The organism is Robertmurraya sp. FSL W8-0741, from assembly GCF_038004005.1.
In the GTDB taxonomy this organism is placed as follows: Bacteria; Bacillota; Bacilli; order Bacillales; family Cytobacillaceae; genus Robertmurraya; species Robertmurraya siralis.
Window position 1 is genome coordinate 3,582,718 of record NZ_JBBOQG010000001.1, and the last position, 17,380, is coordinate 3,600,097.

Annotated in this window: 16 protein-coding genes; 3 read left to right on the forward strand and 13 right to left on the reverse strand. The window is 37.8% G+C overall.

The window, feature by feature from the left end; translation table 11 throughout:
• From opp3C to NST02_RS17335, 3 genes are all read right to left on the reverse strand, one after another.
• Positions 1 to 1,023 carry an oligopeptide ABC transporter permease gene (opp3C, locus tag NST02_RS17325; protein ID WP_137742691.1) on the reverse strand — a complete coding sequence of 341 codons (1,023 nt, stop codon included), beginning with the start codon at positions 1,021 to 1,023 and terminating at the stop codon, positions 1 to 3.
• Entirely contained in the window at positions 1,023 to 1,952 is a 930-nt protein-coding gene (opp3b, locus tag NST02_RS17330) for an oligopeptide ABC transporter permease (RefSeq protein WP_137742690.1), read from the reverse strand. The genes opp3C and opp3b overlap by 1 nt, the downstream gene beginning before the upstream one ends.
• 133 nt (positions 1,953 to 2,085) lie before the next feature.
• Positions 2,086 to 3,777: a peptide ABC transporter substrate-binding protein gene (locus tag NST02_RS17335; protein WP_137742689.1), complete on the reverse strand. Its 1,692-nt coding sequence runs from the start codon at positions 3,775 to 3,777 to the stop codon at positions 2,086 to 2,088.
• A gap of 256 nt (positions 3,778 to 4,033) precedes the next feature.
• Here NST02_RS17335 and NST02_RS17340 point away from each other — a divergent pair, with 256 nt between their 5' ends.
• Together NST02_RS17340 and trpS are read left to right on the forward strand one after the other, a co-directional pair.
• Positions 4,034 to 4,393 carry a DUF3899 domain-containing protein gene (locus NST02_RS17340; RefSeq protein WP_170211176.1) on the forward strand — a complete coding sequence of 120 codons (360 nt, stop codon included), beginning with the start codon at positions 4,034 to 4,036 and terminating at the stop codon, positions 4,391 to 4,393.
• Between the two features lie 92 nt (positions 4,394 to 4,485).
• The gene (trpS, locus tag NST02_RS17345) at positions 4,486 to 5,478 is read left to right on the forward strand and encodes a tryptophan--tRNA ligase (protein WP_137742687.1); all 993 of its coding nucleotides are present in this window, start codon (positions 4,486 to 4,488) and stop codon (positions 5,476 to 5,478) included.
• A gap of 63 nt (positions 5,479 to 5,541) precedes the next feature.
• On the opposite strand, the gene NST02_RS17350 is transcribed toward trpS, so the two are convergent.
• The 9 genes from NST02_RS17350 to NST02_RS17390 form a co-directional block, all read right to left on the reverse strand.
• The gene (locus NST02_RS17350) at positions 5,542 to 6,288 is read right to left on the reverse strand and encodes a YjbA family protein (protein ID WP_137742686.1); all 747 of its coding nucleotides are present in this window, start codon (positions 6,286 to 6,288) and stop codon (positions 5,542 to 5,544) included.
• A 241-nt stretch (positions 6,289 to 6,529) separates the two neighbouring features.
• Positions 6,530 to 8,425 (reverse strand): oligopeptide ABC transporter substrate-binding protein, encoded by a 1,896-nt coding sequence (locus tag NST02_RS17355; protein ID WP_340949318.1) that lies wholly within the window; start codon positions 8,423 to 8,425, stop codon positions 6,530 to 6,532.
• Between the two features lie 15 nt (positions 8,426 to 8,440).
• Positions 8,441 to 9,346, reverse strand: coding sequence for an ABC transporter permease (locus NST02_RS17360; protein WP_212933989.1), 906 nt, complete (start codon positions 9,344 to 9,346; stop codon positions 8,441 to 8,443).
• 26 nt (positions 9,347 to 9,372) lie between these two features.
• On the reverse strand, positions 9,373 to 10,335 hold the full coding sequence (opp4B, locus tag NST02_RS17365) for an oligopeptide ABC transporter permease (RefSeq protein WP_212933988.1): 963 nt from the start codon (positions 10,333 to 10,335) through the stop codon (positions 9,373 to 9,375).
• A 5-nt stretch (positions 10,336 to 10,340) separates the two neighbouring features.
• Positions 10,341 to 11,273: an ABC transporter ATP-binding protein gene (locus NST02_RS17370; RefSeq protein WP_095310040.1), complete on the reverse strand. Its 933-nt coding sequence runs from the start codon at positions 11,271 to 11,273 to the stop codon at positions 10,341 to 10,343.
• On the reverse strand, positions 11,260 to 12,273 hold the full coding sequence (locus NST02_RS17375; RefSeq protein WP_095310039.1) for an ABC transporter ATP-binding protein: 1,014 nt from the start codon (positions 12,271 to 12,273) through the stop codon (positions 11,260 to 11,262). Before NST02_RS17375 ends, NST02_RS17370 begins: the two co-directional genes overlap by 14 nt.
• Before the next feature lie 251 nt (positions 12,274 to 12,524).
• On the reverse strand, positions 12,525 to 13,256 hold the full coding sequence (locus NST02_RS17380; RefSeq protein ID WP_340949319.1) for a DUF2268 domain-containing protein: 732 nt from the start codon (positions 13,254 to 13,256) through the stop codon (positions 12,525 to 12,527).
• Positions 13,257 to 13,524: 268 nt separating this feature from the next.
• Complete coding sequence (fabF, locus tag NST02_RS17385) at positions 13,525 to 14,766, reverse strand: beta-ketoacyl-ACP synthase II (protein WP_340949320.1); 1,242 nt, start codon at positions 14,764 to 14,766, stop codon at positions 13,525 to 13,527.
• A 33-nt stretch (positions 14,767 to 14,799) separates the two neighbouring features.
• Entirely contained in the window at positions 14,800 to 15,732 is a 933-nt protein-coding gene (locus NST02_RS17390) for a beta-ketoacyl-ACP synthase III (RefSeq protein ID WP_095310033.1), read from the reverse strand.
• A gap of 254 nt (positions 15,733 to 15,986) precedes the next feature.
• On the opposite strand from NST02_RS17390, the gene NST02_RS17395 reads away from it, so the two are divergent.
• On the forward strand, positions 15,987 to 16,319 hold the full coding sequence (locus tag NST02_RS17395) for a hypothetical protein (protein ID WP_340949321.1): 333 nt from the start codon (positions 15,987 to 15,989) through the stop codon (positions 16,317 to 16,319).
• A gap of 83 nt (positions 16,320 to 16,402) precedes the next feature.
• On the opposite strand, the gene NST02_RS17400 is transcribed toward NST02_RS17395, so the two are convergent.
• Positions 16,403 to 17,368: a BMP family ABC transporter substrate-binding protein gene (locus NST02_RS17400; protein WP_340949322.1), complete on the reverse strand. Its 966-nt coding sequence runs from the start codon at positions 17,366 to 17,368 to the stop codon at positions 16,403 to 16,405.
• Positions 17,369 to 17,380: the final 12 nt, after the last annotated feature.

Here is a 17,380-nt window from a genome sequence, read left to right on the forward strand (position 1 = left end):
CTAATCGCGCATTTTCGGATCTAACGCATCTCGAAGTCCATCTGCAACCATATTAAAACAAATCATAATTAAGCTGATTACGGTCGCTGGAATAATCATTTGATATGGATAAAGCTGCAATACTTTAAATCCTTCATCAATCAATGTACCTAATGAGGCATCAGGCGGCTGTAATCCTAGTCCGATAAAGCTTAAGAAAGCTTCAAAGAAAATTGCACTAGGAATGGTAAACATTGTGTTAATGATAATAACACCAGCTAAGTTCGGAACTAAATGCTTGCTAATAATTTTCCCATTTGAAAGCCCTAATGTTCTTGCAGCTAGAACATATTCCTGATTTTTCAGTTTAAGCACCTGAGCCCGGATAACCCTTGCCATCGTAATCCAGCCTGTAATCGTCAGCGCCAACGTAATGGATAAAATCCCTGGATCTAAAAGAATCGTCATTAAAATTACAACGACTAAATTCGGGATCCCAGATAAAATCTCGATGACACGTTGCATAATATTATCTGTTCTTCCTCCAACAAATCCGGAAATAGCACCATAAATGACCCCGATAATCATATCAATTGCAGCGGCTAAAAAGGCAATGTAAAGTGAAACTTGTGTCCCTTTCCATAAACGGGTAAAAAGATCACGTCCTAAGCTATCGGTACCAAACCAATAATATTCCTCAACATTTTTTTGTTCATAAGCATTATAAACGTCACCATTTTTTCTAGTTAAATTACCATCAAACGGCAACCAACTTACATTTTCTAAAACTGGGATACGTGGCGGCAAATTATTATGCTGTAAATTTTGTTCCTCATAAGTGTGACCTGTTAAATGAGGTCCAACCAATGCCATAATCGTCAATATCGCGATAATCACCAAACTAACGATGGCGCCTTTATTTTTCTTCACTCTAAGCCATGCATCCTGCCAATAGTTTAAGCTTGGTTTAGAAATTTCTTCGCTTTTCGCAGAGTCCAATTGAGCGGGTGAAAACATTTCTTTTGCAATTTTTTCTTGCTCCATTATTTTTTCCCTCCCGCTAAACGAATTCGTGGATCAATGACACCGTATAAAAGATCAACGATTAAAATAACTAAAACAAATAATCCCGCAAATAAGAGCGTTGTTCCCATAATAACAGGATAGTCATTCACTTGGATAGATTTAACAAATTGTTCTCCAATTCCTGGAATACCAAAGATTTTTTCGATGACTAATGAACCAGTCATTAAACTAACAACAAGTGGTCCTAGCACCGTAATAACTGGAATAAGAGCATTTCTCAATGCATGCTTGAAAGCTATCTCAAACCAGCTTGCCCCTTTTGCTTTTGCAAGGGTAATATAATCAGATTCCATTACTTCAATCATTTCCGTTCTCACAAAACGCGAAGCTGTTGCAAGAGGGAACATTGCTAGCGCAATAGTTGGAAGCACCATATATTCTGGACCGCGCCAAAATGCTACTGGGAACCAACCTAGTTTCACGCCGATATAATATTGAAGCAATCCGGCAAATACAAATGACGGAATGGATTTACCAAGTACAGCAATAAAGGTCGAAGTATAATCTACCCATGTATTTTGCTTTAGAGCAGCTACAACTCCTAAAATGACCCCAAAAAATGTGCCAAACAGTATTGCTAACCCCCCTAGTGTTGCTGAAGGACCAAGGCTTTTAATGATAATGTCAGTTACCCCAACGTTATTAAATTGAAATGAAACACCTAAATCTCCTTTTAATAAGTTCATCATATAATTTGCATATTGCACTGGCACTGGGTCATCGAGACCGTACTTATCAATCATAATGCTCAGCTGTGTGTCTGATAATTTATCTGCATTTGAAAAAGGCGTACCCGGGATAATCTTCATGAGGAAAAAAGTAAACGAGGCAATTAAAAATAGAGTTACCACCATATAAATGATACGCTGAGTCAGATATTTCGCCATTTCTTACGCACCCCCTAATTTTTCTAAATCTCAAAAAAGTTAGACTGTTTTTTTGCAAAGGGAAAAGAGAGTATATTGAGAAACAATATACTCTCTTCTTATAACAATGTTAGTAATTGTCATAATTTTCCTATTATTTTACAGAAGTCCACTTAAAGCTATACTCAGGTCCTACTAAATGGTAAGTAAAGTTTTCTACTTTCTCATTTACAAGTAGGTTAGAAGAACGTTGATAAAGCGGTGCAATGGCTGCATCCTCTTCAAGCAAAATTCTTTCTGCCTCAGCAAGCGCTTCATAGCGTTCCACCGGCTTCTGAGCTAAAGTAGTTTGAGCCTCTTCAATAAGTTGGTCATACTTCTTATTTGAATAATCCATCTTATTGTTTCCTCCGCCTGTTAACCATAAGTCAGAGAACGTCATTGGGTCTAAATAGTCAGGTCCCCAACCATGCATTTGCAGATCGTAATCCTGCTTATTCTGGCGGTCAATACGTACGCTGAATGGCACGCTTTCTACGTTAATTTTCATTCCAGGAAGATTTGTTTCTAATTGATTTTTCACATATTCAGCCGATTTCTTTGCCGTTTCTGTATCATCAGTTAAATATCTTAACTCAACAGAATCAGTACCAAGCTCAGCTAAACCAGCTTCCCAAGCTTTTTTCGCTTCATCTAAGTTATATGGCAACAATTCATTTCCGTTAATGGCACGGAAATCTTCGCCAGTCTCATCATTCTTAACAAATTCATTAGGAACAGCATAGTTTGCCACGATAGAACCGTTGTTTAATACGCTATTAACGAAGTCTTCCTTATTAATAGCTTGTGCAATTGCCTTGCGAATATTGACGTTTTTCAAAGCATCGCTCTCTTTTTGGTTCATTTTCAACCAGAAGATCGTTGGTTCTAACCACTTAACTAATCTTGGGTCTCCCTCATACTGAGGAACTACGTCTGAAGATAATTTAGAAGTAATATCAACTTCTCCTGTCTCAAATGCATTTGCTGCAGATTGAGATTCTTTTAATACATTCCATGTAACCTTTTCTAATTTAACAGTATCTGCATCCCAATAGTCTGCATTTTTCACATATGACCATTCAGAATCAGTGCTTCCATCCCAATCTGCTAAAACAAATGGACCATTGTATAGGATAGAATCAGAATTTACACCATAGTTTTCGCCTTGTTCTTCAACAAACTTTTGGTTTTGTGGATAGAACGTTGGGAACGTCATTAATGATTTGAAAAAAGGAACCGGTCTCTCAAGAGTGACTTCAAGAGTTTTATCATCGATTGCCTTTACACCTAGAGTATTGAGATCATACTCTTTCTTTTCAGCTGCAGCAGCAGTTATTTCGGCTGCACCTTTAATTTTTCCATCCATCATATATGGACCATACTCGGAAGCAGTTTCAGGATCAATCGCACGCTGCCAAGCATAAACAAAATCGTGTGCCGTTACAGGTTCACCGTTAGACCATTTAGCATCTCTTAGTTTAAAAGTGTACACTGTTCCGTCTTCACTTATTTCTGGCTCACCTTCTGCCATTCCTTCAACAACTTCTTGATTTCCATCTAAACGATATAAACCTTCATTAACGTTGTTTAATGTGGTAAAGCTTATTGTATCTGTTGACTTTACACTATCCATGTTCGGAATAGCTTGCGCTTCCAACATTTTTATTTCTTGTGCGGCTGTTTCGTCAGCACCCTTTTTGTTATCATCTTTACCAGCATTATCTCCGCCGCCACCGCAAGCAGCTAAAAATGTGCTAAGTACGAGCATTAGAGATAAAAGTAGAAAAAATTTCGACTTTTTCACTAGTAGACCTCCCCTTTTTTATTTTCAGAAAAATGGTTACAATGACTATTATACAGATAATAAAGTTTTTGTAAATTATTTTCTTGAAAAAATTTTATTTTACAGAAATGTCAGTAATTTATCCTTTTTATAATTTCAGAATTATAAAAAAACACCTATATATCAATATTTATACACTAAACGTGATAATTACTGCATTTATATTAATTTTATCTTATTATAGATTTGAATAATTTTTTTATACGGAGTTGATATTTTGAAAAAACAATTATCCCAAATAGCTTGGTTATTTTCCATTTCTAACTTTTTAATATTTCTTCTTTCCTTTCTGGTTTATCGTGAAATTTCTTTGTTGCTCTATATTAATATTTCATTTTATATTGGGGCATTATTCATATTTATTTCTTTACTATTTTTAACCATTAAAAGCGGTTTTTTTGACCAAATGACAAGATCGTTTCGCCTTGTTTTTGCAGGCAAAAATAGCAATAAGAAGGAAATAGAAAAAATGGTGTTGCCATCACAAATGATTTCAATAAATACACTTCCCTTTTTAATTAACGGCCTTTTAATTATTGCTTTTATGCTTCTCGCATTAGCAAACTATTCACGATAGCATTTTGCAGGTCTGTCCCCAGCCCTTCTCAATGTTTTAAGTCAAATAGAAAAATGGTATAATTTATTAATCGAGAATAGGAGGAAATAGGAATGGAAACGATTTTTTCAGGTATACAGCCAAGCGGAACCATTACACTTGGAAACTATATTGGCGCCATGAAGCAATTTGTTGAATTGCAAAATGAATATAATTGTTATTTCTGCATCGTTGATGAGCATGCTATTACTGTGCCACAGGATCCGATTCAACTTAGAAAAAATATTAGAAGCCTTGCTGCACTTTATTTAGCAGTTGGAATCGATCCTGAAAAAGCGACGCTCTTTATTCAATCTGAGGTGCCCGCCCATGCCCAAGCAGGATGGATGCTTCAATGTGTGACTTATATTGGCGAATTGGAAAGAATGACTCAATTTAAGGACAAATCACAAGGGAAGGATGCTGTCGTTGCCGGATTACTGACATATCCCCCATTAATGGTGGGAGATATTTTGTTGTATCAAACAAATTTAGTCCCTGTTGGAGAAGATCAAAAGCAGCATTTGGAACTGACAAGGGACATTGCAGAGAGATTCAATAAAAAATACAACGATATTTTTACGATCCCTGAAGTACGCATTCCTAAGGAAGGTGCAAGGGTCATGTCTCTTCAAGATCCATTAAAAAAGATGAGTAAATCGGACCCGAATCAGAAGGCATTTATTTCTTTATTAGACGAGCCAAAACAAATTGAAAAAAAGATTAAAAGTGCTGTTACAGATTCGGAAGGTATTGTTAAATTCGATCGAGAAAAAAAGCCCGGAATTTCTAATTTACTAACGATTTATTCAATTTTTTCAAATAAATCTATTCCAGAACTGGAAAACGAATATGAAGGCAAAGGTTATGGAGATTTCAAAGGCGATTTAGCGAAGGTATTAATTGAAGCGCTCGAACCTATCCAAAAGAAATACTATCAATTACTGGACTCTCCTCAGCTAGATGAAATTTTAGATCGAGGAGCAGAAAAAGCAAATACCGTTGCAAGTAAAATGGTTAAAAAAATGGAAAACGCTATGGGGCTTGGAAGAAAGAAAAGAAGATAATTGATTCAATATAACTAACCGCTTGTCCCGTTCGACAAGCGGCTTGCTCTTAACACCTACAACCTAATTTACCCTTGAGCCATGCTCCATCTCCCACAATTTCTCAAAGAAAGGCTGTCCCTTAATTAAATTCTCACAAAATTGTTCATGCTTGGCTGACCAGCCATATTGAATCTCTTCATATAATTGCTGCCACACCTCTTCAAAAGGCAATTGTTGTATTTCACCGTAGCGTTCTGGACTCCACTCCGTATACCAATAGCGAATCTCAGCAACATTATCACAAGCACGAAGCTGATCAAGAGCCATAAACAACAATTGTTTTAATTGTCTTTCTTTCCTTGTTAAACCATTCATCAATTCTGGTGCAGGAGATAAAATATGAAATTCCTTTAAGGAAGACGAATCATTAAAGGAATAGTCAATCGGTTCATGACTTTCAATCATTTCATAGACCAATTGCTCCTGTCTCGGAATCAACCTGCTTTTACGTATCGGAATGTTGTAGCCAATCGTATCAACGACGATAATATCCATACCATCTGTAGCAATGAAACAATAATCAAGTTGAACTCTTTCATGATTCTTTCGTAAATACGCCTTTTGATAAATGTCATCCAACAACTGCTGTGGCAGTTCAGATAAATCATTTTCTATGTATTTAAACAAAACCGTACTGACTTTCAATAATGGCACTTGATCGAGCAACTCCACACCATCATCCTTGCGCCATTCATGGAAGTGACATACATTATATCCATTCTCTTCACCTTCAAACCAATTGACCCAAACATCATGGAGATATAACATGAATCTACCCCTCACTCCTTCAATCATACTTCCTCCACATCTAGATGTGAAATACTTTATGCGCAAATAAAGTTATCTGTTTGTCACTCAGTATGGGCAGTGAAGAGTCAATTTATTCCCAAAATCCCACCTTAAGCCAATTTTTCTTTCTTAATAAGGATTTGTATATGTCGGTGCTGATGGTTGGCTATGATCAAAGAAAAGATCCGCAAACCTTCGCGGATCTTTTCTTTCATATTCGTTATTCAGCTTTAATTGGCTCTTCTTGTGTAACGGAAATTTCATGTCTTTTTGTAGGTAATACCCCTTCTTCAATCGTGTAGTTATGAACACGGTTGTTAACTGGAACAAGAATTGCACGATATAATGTTGGGAATACCGGAACTTCATCTACCATAAATTGTTGCCATTCGTTGTACACTTCTTTACGGTACTCTACATCAAAGGCTTCCTGAGAAACCCCTTTTGCCAAGATTTCATCATTCTTGTCACTTGCATAACGGGAGAAGTTATAGATTGCATCGCGTCCATATAAACCACGTGGGTCAACATCAATACCAACGCCCCATGCACCTTGGAAGATATCAACATTCGGATCATCGTCACCTTCTTTACCTACTCTCTCATAGAAAGAGTTGAACTCTTGCAGGCGACCATCTAATAATTCAACTTTTAAACCGACAGCTTCCCATGCTTGGATATAATACTGAGCAAGCGGTTCAGCCGTGTCTCCACCAGACATTGTTGCAAAGTTAATCACTAACGGATCTCCATTTTTATCTTCACGAATTCCATCGCCATCGACATCTACATAACCGGCTTCATCAAGCAATTGCTTTGCTTTTTCCGGATCATACGCCACCCCAGGATTCGTTTCATCATGGAATTCAGGGTGGGACGGAGGAATTAATGTTGTCGCATTCCAACGAAGGCCATGATAGAACTTGTTACCAACTGTGTTATTATCAACCGCATGCCACATTGCTTTACGAAGATTGACGTCAGCCATTTTTGCATTTGGATCAGGTTTTACGGTTGCTGTTTCCTTATCCCATGTACCAAGTTTAAAACCAATATATGTGTAGGCACGGTCGATCTTTCCTAACCATTCAACATTAGATAAATTTGCATTGTTAGGGAATTGATCCACATCAAATTCACTTACAGTGTCAACCTCACCCTTTTGTAGAGCTTGAGCAACAACATTCGGATTGATAACTTTAACTGTAACTTGGTCTAGCTTTGGTTCGCCACGCCAGTAATCCGGGTTTTTCTTCATAACCACTGCTTCACCAGGAGTGATGCTCTCAACGATGAAAGCACCGAAACCGATTGGTTTTTGACGCACTTCCGCTGATGCTGACATATCAGCTACTGCCATGTCTCCAAAAATATGTTTTGCAAGTGGATATGTCCAAATACTTCCCGTTACTAATGACGGTGTTGATTCTTTATATGTGATTTGCAACGTTTTTTCGTCTAATACTTCAATACCAGTAATCGTATCAGCTTCTCCTGCACGGTAAGCCTCTACTCCAACAATATTCGTGAAATCTGAACCGTAACGAGGACCGTCATAGTCAGGATCGGAAATCACTTCATGAGCAAATAACCAATCTTCAGCCGTTACAGGTTTACCATCATGCCAGTTCACATTATCTCGAATTTGGAACTTGATTGTAACACCCTTATCAGCCACTTCAGCAGCCTCATCAGCCGGCAAAGTTGCAAGGACATCTGCAGAAACTTCATCTAATGGCTCATAAGTTGCCGCCCCATCATTTGTGTACACATAGTTCTCATCCCAAGTTAATAACGATTCATCAAACCATGAAAGAATTTCTCCATCTGGATTTCCAGAGTAGAAATTCCAGTTTAATGTTCCTTCAAACGCAGTGTCAGAAACGAGACCAAAGGTAAGATTTCCACCTTCCATCGCATCCCCTTCATTTGTTTTAACCTGTTTGAAATCATCGATAGAATATAGTCCATCTTCTTTTTTGGTATCTTCTGACGTCTTGTCTGCGTCGTCTGATTTTTTAGCAGAATCATCTTTTCCGCCAGAACAAGCTGCTAATGCAAGCACCAATACAAGCATAAGCGCCAACAGAAGCTTACTAAATTTTGCTTTCTTCATTTTATTGCCTCCCTTTTATCCTCTTCTTTGTCTTGCGTCAGTCGCACGCTTCAGCGCTTGACCAACATTGTTTATACTTAACATCAATACTAAAATAAGCACTGATGCTGGTACCCAAATCCACCATCTGAATTCAAGAGTTTGCGGATTTCTTGCATAACTGACAAGAGTCCCTAAACTCGGTGTGCTCTCAGGGAAGCCAAATCCTAGGAAAGACAACCCTGATTCCAGCCCAATATTCGCTGCCAAATTCAATGTCATCGTAACGATGATTAACGAACTTAAATTCGGCAGAACTTGTGTGAACATAATTTTAAAATTAGATGTTCCAAGTGTTTTCGAAGCTTGTACGTAATCTAGTTCTTTTTCTTGAAGTGCTTTCGAACGAATTAATCTGGCTATTCCCATCCATAAGAAAGCAGTCATAATTAAAGAGAATGTAAGAATACTATATTTCGGAACAATTGCAACAAACACAATAACAATCATTAAAAAAGGTAAAACTTGGAAGAAATCCAAAATCCTCATCATAATATTATCAACGGTTCCTCCAAAATAACCTGCTACTAAACCATAGATAATGCCAATAGCACCAGTCATTAGCGTAACTAAAATTCCAATAGATAAAGAGTTACGTGTTCCAATAATTAATTGACCAAATACATCCCGTCCACCATAGTCTGTTCCAAGTAGAAACTCTTCGGAAGGCGGCTGATGAATTGAAAATAAATCAACCTTTACTATTTCTCTTACATCCAACAGTAACGAAGTTCCATACACTATAATCATTATGGCTACAAGAAAAATTAATGAAAACAATGCTACTTTATCCCGTACAATCTCCCGGCCGACAATTCTCCAGCCCGAAGGACTTTTAACGATTTCCGTATCTTTTCCAAGGTCTATTTTATTTGTTTCCATTTTGCTCACCTCACAGTTTACGATGCTTATTTAATCCGAATACGCGGGTCAACTAGGCTTAAAATAATATCCGATATCAATGTCCCCAAGATGGTTAAAATTCCAAATAATAATACAAGAGATGTTACAACACTATAGTCACGAAGAAGAATGGAATTTAAGAATAATTGCCCCATACCTGGATACCCAAAAATGTTTTCGATAAAAATGGAGCCTCCGATTAGCCCAGTGATTTCATATCCGAAGAAAGCCGCAATCGGTAACAGTGAATTTCTTAAAATATGGCGATTATACACTCTTGATTCAGATGCACCTTTTGCCCTTGCCGTTAAAATAAAGTCCTTTTGCTTCGTATCAATAATTTCACTTCTTAAATACTGAACAGTCGATACGGTCGTGATCAATGCCATTGATAACGCTGGAAGCAGCATATGATACAGTTTGCTCATTACATATTCAAATGTTCCAGGTGTCAGCCCTGGCGTGACACTGCCTCCTGTTGGAAACCAGCCGAGATGAAAACCAAAGATCCACAGCATCACAAGCGCGAAAATGAAAAGCGGTGCTGCAAAACCAATATACGTATAACCTGTAATTAAACGATCCGCCCACGAATCATTATAGCGTCCACTCGTAATCCCAAGTGGAATCGCAATTAAATATGTTAACACTAAAGTCAGAAGTGAAAGCCAGAATGAATTTACAATTCTTTGCCACACCAACTCTGAAACGGGCATTTTAAAGTGAAAGGATTGGCCTAAATCACCTTTGAATACTCCAGCAACCCAGCTCGAGTATTGCTCATACCACGGATCATTCAGTCCTAACTCTTCCCGTTTTTCGGCGATCGTGTTCGGATCAATATTTGGGTCAATCAACCCGGTTAAAGCGTCACCAGGCATCATTTTTGCTAGCATAAATACGATAATACTGAGTAAAATTACTTGTGGAATCATTATCATGATTCGTCGTATAGAAAATTTCCACATAACAATCAACCTTTCTCAGGCAAAGCCACTAGATGTGTATCCGATACGGGCTGTAGTTGAAAGGCCAAGCCCTCGTCATCAAAGTATTGATTATATGCCTGTTCGTACTCGTTCTTAACTTCTTGGCGGAATTGCAGGTGCTGCTGCCGATTTCGTGGATTCATATCAGGAATCGCTGCAACCAGACGTTTTGTGTATATATGCTGCGGATTATTAAAAATATCCTCTTTCGTCCCAGACTCTACATATCTACCTTTATACATAATGCCAATTTGGTCGCACATATGTTTGATTACTCCTAAATCATGGCTAATAAACAAATAGGTTAACCCTAGTTCTTTCTGAATTTCCTTCATGAAATTTAATACTTGCGCTTGCACAGAAACATCAAGTGCAGATACAGGCTCGTCTGCAATAATTAGTTTAGGCTTCAATGCAATCGCTCTTGCAATCCCAATCCTTTGTCTTTGTCCACCTGAAAACTCATGGGGATATTTGAGAATACTCTCCGGACTTAAACCGACAAGCTCCAATAATTCTTGAACTCTCTTTGTTTCTTCCCCTTTCGTTAACTTTTCATAGTTTCGTAAAGGTTCAGAAATAATATCAATAACCCGTTTTTTAGGATTTAACGAGGAATAGGGATCCTGAAAAATCATTTGAATATCTCTGCGTATATCCTTACTTGCTTTATTTAAATTGGTGATATCATGTCCTTCGAAAAAAACTTGTCCAGAGGTAATTTTATTTAGACCAATAATAGACCTTCCTGTCGTTGTTTTACCGGAGCCAGATTCGCCAACTAACCCATAAGTTTTTCCTTTTTCTATAGAAAAATTTACCCCATCTACTGCTTTGATATGAGCCAATGTTCGACCAAATAGCCCACCTTTCACAGGAAAGTGAACCTTTAAGTCCTTTACTTCAAGATACGACATGCCGATTGCCCTCCTTATCTCGATCAGGGAAATGAAAATCCTTATAACAAGTGCAGCGGACAAAGTGCCCTGGGCTTACTTCATGTAGTTGAGGGTTTTTCTCATGGGCTGAATCCGCAATCCACGGAATTCTCGCACTAAATCGACAGCCTTCTCGCGGTAAATTTTGCAAAGCCGGAACTACACCTTGAATAACATGCAGGGTGGATTGCTCCTCATTTGCCGTCGGCACCGAATTCAAAAGTGATCTCGTATAAGGATGCAAAGGGTTTTCAAATAGTGTATAAACATCAGCTATTTCAACAATTTGACCTGCATACATGACGGCGACTCGATCAGCCATCTCGGCTACCACTCCTAAATCATGAGTAATCAGGATAACGCCAGCTCCAGACTCTTCCTTCAATTCCTTTATTAAATCTAGAATTTGCGATTGAATCGTAACATCGAGTGCAGTCGTTGGTTCATCTGCAATTAACAGTTCCGGGTTATTAGCAATTGCCATTGCAATAACAACCCTCTGTCTCATCCCACCTGATAGCTCATGAGGAAACTGATTAAAAACATGTTCAGGGCGGGGAATGCCAACTTTATTCAATAATTCTATTACTCTCTCTTTTCGTTTTTCCGCAGAATTTGTTCCATGTATGAGCAGTATTTCTCCAATTTGCTCTCCAATAATCATGAGTGGATTCAAGGCTGTTAAAGGATCCTGAAAGATCATCCCCATATCCTTCCCACGTAGTTTATTCAATTTACTCGTCGGTAAATTCGCAATATTCTGACCTTTAAAACTGATGTTTCCTTCAATTTTTGCTCTGCTATGTAGATTCATAATTGAAAAGGCTAAAGCACTTTTACCGCAGCCTGATTCGCCGACAATAGCCAGTAATTCATTTTTATTAACTGTTAAAGAAACTCCATCTACTGCTGGATAATAGTCATCTTTAATTCGAAAAGATGTCCGTAAATTATCTATTTTTAAGATTGGCTCGCCCAAAATAAATCCCCCTACCCTTTCACATAAAACTATGAATAGTGAACTTAAGCTTTTTTAAAAGCCCTATTTTAAAGGCAAATTTGTGTTTTGCCCGTTATTCAAATTATTCTGTTTATTCTTTCGACTGATTAAAATATTATTACAATTTTGTTAAAATAGCAAGAGTTTTTTTACAATTATCAAAGTTCTCTTTATTTATAAATTTTAAAACGCTTGTCCAATAAGGTTTCATTCAGGTTATACTTATTTCATTATATGAAATTTTCGGAATTCGAATAAAAATTTATTTTTTCAGAAAAGTTTCCGTCTTTAGGCATTGCTTTTGTAAGATGATATCCAAGCGCATAACCAAGCAGCTTCGGGTAGCCCCTTTTCCCAAATAAAATCCTGTCATGAAGTGACTGCTCCCTCTTTATTTCAATAATTTTCTCTTTTAGCCCTTGCCAGTATTGCTCTAATTCTTTCTCCTCATAATAATCGCACCATTTTGCCCGATATTTGCTGCCGCAGTAGTACTCTACAGCATATTCTGCAAGCCCCTCTAATATGATGGAATCTAGTAAATTATAGTCAATTATTTCCTTTTTTTGCTTATTCATCCTGCAAACATGGTGGTATTCATGGACAAACAAAGCTTCCAATTCCATCTGGTCTTCAAGTGGAGATAAAAACAAAAACATTTTCTTTTTAAAGGAAACACCGCCTTTATCACCAAATCTGCGATCAATCGGAAATATATAAATATTCACTTCGGGCCCATTCCATAGTTTTTGATATTTCGTTAATAACTTTCTCACTTCTGCCCATATCTTATTTTTTTGTAATCTTTGAAAATAGTCCCACGTCCTTCTATTCGGTGTATACATTCCAAACTGGACTAGATATGAATATAAATCGGGCTTACCCGAATCAATTTGTTCGCATATTTTACTCGGATGATCAAAATTTTCATTTAGCCATTTATCAGTTTCAACAACTCCCACATGCTCCACCCCCAATTTTTCATTAGTTTATGAAAATAAGATTAAAAACGAGACTGGAAGCAGATAAAAAAAACTTAAGAATATTCCTTCTCGACGGTCTCTTGTTACTTTTGAATGGAGCTGCAGTTCCACTTTGTCTACAGCAGTTCTTTTGTTTCTGCACCGGGCAGCCAGATTTTTATAATGCTTCCCTTCAGTGCAAAGAAAAAAGGGTTCAAAAAAGTGAAACACTTTTTTGAACTCTTTCTCATTTCCCCATTATTAACTTTTATTCTTCATATTTGCGAAAAACGATGGTTGCATTATGCCCACCAAATCCCAATGAATTACTGAGAGCAGCATGTACTTCCTGCTTTCTAGCAACATTTGGAACATAGTCTAAATCACATTCTGGATCTGGTGTTTGTAAATTGATTGTTGGTGGTAAAACAGAGTCTTTTAGAGCCAATACGGTGAAAATAGCTTCAACTCCGCCAGCAGCTCCAAGCAAATGACCTGTCATCGACTTCGTCGAACTCACGGCCAGCTTATTAGCATGATCACCGAACACTTCCTTAATGGCTAATGTCTCAAATTTATCATTATAATCTGTACTCGTCCCATGGGCGTTAATATAGCCAATATCTTCTGGCTTAAGCTCAGCGTCCTCGATCGCCATTTTCATCGCTCTTGCTCCACCTTCTCCACCTGGTGCGGGAGTTGTAATGTGATATGCATCTCCTGTTGCGGCATAGCCTACGATTTCAGCATATATTTTGGCGCCCCGTGCTAACGCATGCTCTAATTCTTCAAGCACAACAATTCCCGCTCCTTCTCCCATGACAAAGCCATCTCGATTTAAATCAAATGGGCGGCTTGCTGTCCCTGGATCAGGATTTGTAGACAGTGCCTTGTTTGCACAGAAACCAGCCATTGCCATTCTAGAAATAGGTGCTTCTGCTCCTCCAGTTACCATCGCATCTGCTTCACCACGTTGAATGACCTTAAAGGCATCGCCTATCGAATTTGTACCTGTTGCACAAGCGGTAACCGTACAGGAATTAAATCCTCTTGCTCCCAATGTAATTGAAACCTGACCTGCTGCCATATCAGGAATCATCATCGGAACAAAGAACGGACTCACTCTACGGTGGCCTTTGTTTAAGAATGTTTCAAATTGATTTTCAAACGTCTCCATTCCACCGATGCCTGAACCAATCCAAACACCGACACGATGTGAATTATCATCATTAATTTCTAATCCTGCATCTTTAACCGCCATCAGTGAAGCTGCGACAGCATAATGGGTGAAACGGTCCATTTTTCTAGCATCTTTTTTATCAATAAAGTCTTCAACATTAAAATCCTTAACCTCTGCCACCACTTTGGCAGGATAATCATCTGGGTTCAGTCTTGTTAGGATCCCAACACCTGAAATCCCTTCTTGAATCTTCTTCCAAGTTGTCTCAGCATCATTTCCAAGTGGAGTAACGGCGCCAATTCCCGTTACAACTACTCTTCTCTTCGTCATTTTATCCTTCTCCTTTGCACATAAATAGGTATGCTATCTTCCCCATCTTAATGCTATTGCTCCCCAAGTTAAGCCTCCACCGAAGCCAACCATTACAATAACATCATCATCTTTAATTTTTCCAGCTTCAAGCTCTTCGACAATTGAAATCGGAATCGAAGCTGCCGAAGTATTACCATATTTATGAACCGTTTTTGACATCTTTTCAAGTGGAAGCTCCAGCCTTTGTCTTGAAGCCTCCATAATTCGAATATTCGCTTGATGAGGAATGAGCATGTCTACATCTTCTTTTGTCAATCCAGCTTTATCCAGTACATTGACACTGCTTTCACCCATCTGCCTTACAGCAAATTTAAATACTTCTCTACCATTCATCATAATATATTCGTCTTGATATAGGTATTTTCCTCCTGTACCATCCGCTCCTAATTCAAAAGCTAAAATCCCATGGTTTTCCGATACTTGACCGATAACAGCCGCTCCAGCACCATCACCAAACAATACGGCCGTACTGCGATCGTCCCAATCCATGATCTTCGATAACTTTTCTACCCCAACTACTAGAACATACTTATATGCTCCACCTTCGACAAATTGCTTCGCTGTTACCATGCCATACATAAACCCAGCACATGCTGCACTTATATCCATCGCTGCGGCATTAACTGCCCCAAGCATCTCTTGAATTTTACATGATACAGATGGGAAAGGGGTATCTGGCGTCACAGTAGCGACCAAAATTAAACCAATTTCCTCCGGTGAAATATTTGCATTCTCAATCGCCTTTTTCGCTGCCCTATATGCCATATCAGAGGTATCTATATTGTGATCAGCAATTCGCCTTTCTTCAATTCCTGTTCTTGTGCGAATCCATTCATCAGAGGTATCCATTTTCTTTTCTAAATCCGTATTTGTAACAACATTATCCGGAAGAAATCTACCAATTCCTATAATCCCTGCGTTCATTCCTTATCTCCTTTCATCCAAAAAAGATGTAAGATTTTATTTATTATCCCGATTCATTTTTCCTAAAAAAGATTAGCCAGCCATTTTTTATTATCAATTATTATGACTTGGTACTAATTATTTTATCAAGATACATCGTTTCCTGCAACTTTTTTCGCCAGTATATTAGTTTCCTTCAAACTCCACGTTTGTCTATACCATTACAAATTAATAAGAATAACTTAATATGGGATAAAAATAAGGAGGTGCTAGAAATGGAGGAGAAAAACACAAAAACGGAAGTAACTGATCGCTTTTCAAAATTCATGTTTGGAGAACGAAGCACACCTATTGTTGAGAGAACAACAGAAAATGAACAAAATAATTGGGACTGGATTCTCGGTGCACAGACAAGCAATAAAGCAAAAGCAGTAGGCAAAAGCAGTCATCATAACGGAATCAATAAGTCAATTGAACAATTTTTACAAAATGTTGATTACATGAAAGTAATGCATCATGTCGATACATTAATGACATCGACAAAGGAGCTAAAACCACTTTTAAATAAACTCAAGCCAGTTCTTGAACATTTCATTTCAAAGAAATAATAAAAATAAAAACTGCCTATCTATTTAAACAGGCAGTTTTGTTTAAGAATGTAAAATTATCGATAAATTTCATAATAGCAATTTCAAATATTTTTTTTGGGCAACTTACCTGTTTCCTTATACGTATCGATCATTTTGTTAAGGGTATCGATAAACTCTTGATCGACTAGCGGACTAAATTTCCCTAATGAAATAACATCATCTTGAAAATCAAAAGTGAGATTACCTGATTCCAATTTCCCTTTGTTAAATTGTTCTGCCACCAATTCGTACAATGAGTCGACATGCTGAATCGTACTCGTCAATACAGTTGATTCACCTAAATCGGACTGATCAGAAATATAACCGATCGCATAAAGCCCCTTTTCCTTTATCTTTTCAATAACTGGAACGTTATAACCATCACCAGCAGGATAAATGACATCGACGTCGTTATGAAGCATTTCGTCTAGAAGTAACTGGGCACGTTCATCATCATCCCATTGCCATACAAATTTAATGTCCACTTCAACATCGTTGTTTGCGAAAACCGCTCCCTCATAAAATCCCTCGACCTCAGGCTGCCATTCATATGCAGCAATAATCCCCACATGATTTGTGCTTGTCATATGACCAGCGACCATTCCGCCAAAATAGCCCATAGCATAAGCATCAAAATTCAAGCTTGTCGTATTTTCCTGAGTCGCATTTCCATTAAAACTGACAAAATGAATATCCGGATATTCTTTTGAAAGCCTATTAAAATAATCAGCATACTCATTACCATGGCCAAAAATTAAATTAACACCTTTTTGATCAAATTCCTTTACAGCTCTTTGGACAACCGCTTCTGAATTCATGCCCTCTTTATAGTACACATCCACATTAAAGTGCGATTGGATTTTTAACATACCTTTATAACCTTTTGTACCCCAAACCTGATCATTCACGGTTTCCGGCACTAATAATCCTGCTTTTTTTAGTTCGCCTGTTCTTAATGTTTGTCCACACGCTGAAAGCGTAAAAAGGCATAAAAGAATCATCCCAAAACATGCTAATATCTTTTGCATTCTTTTTCCGCC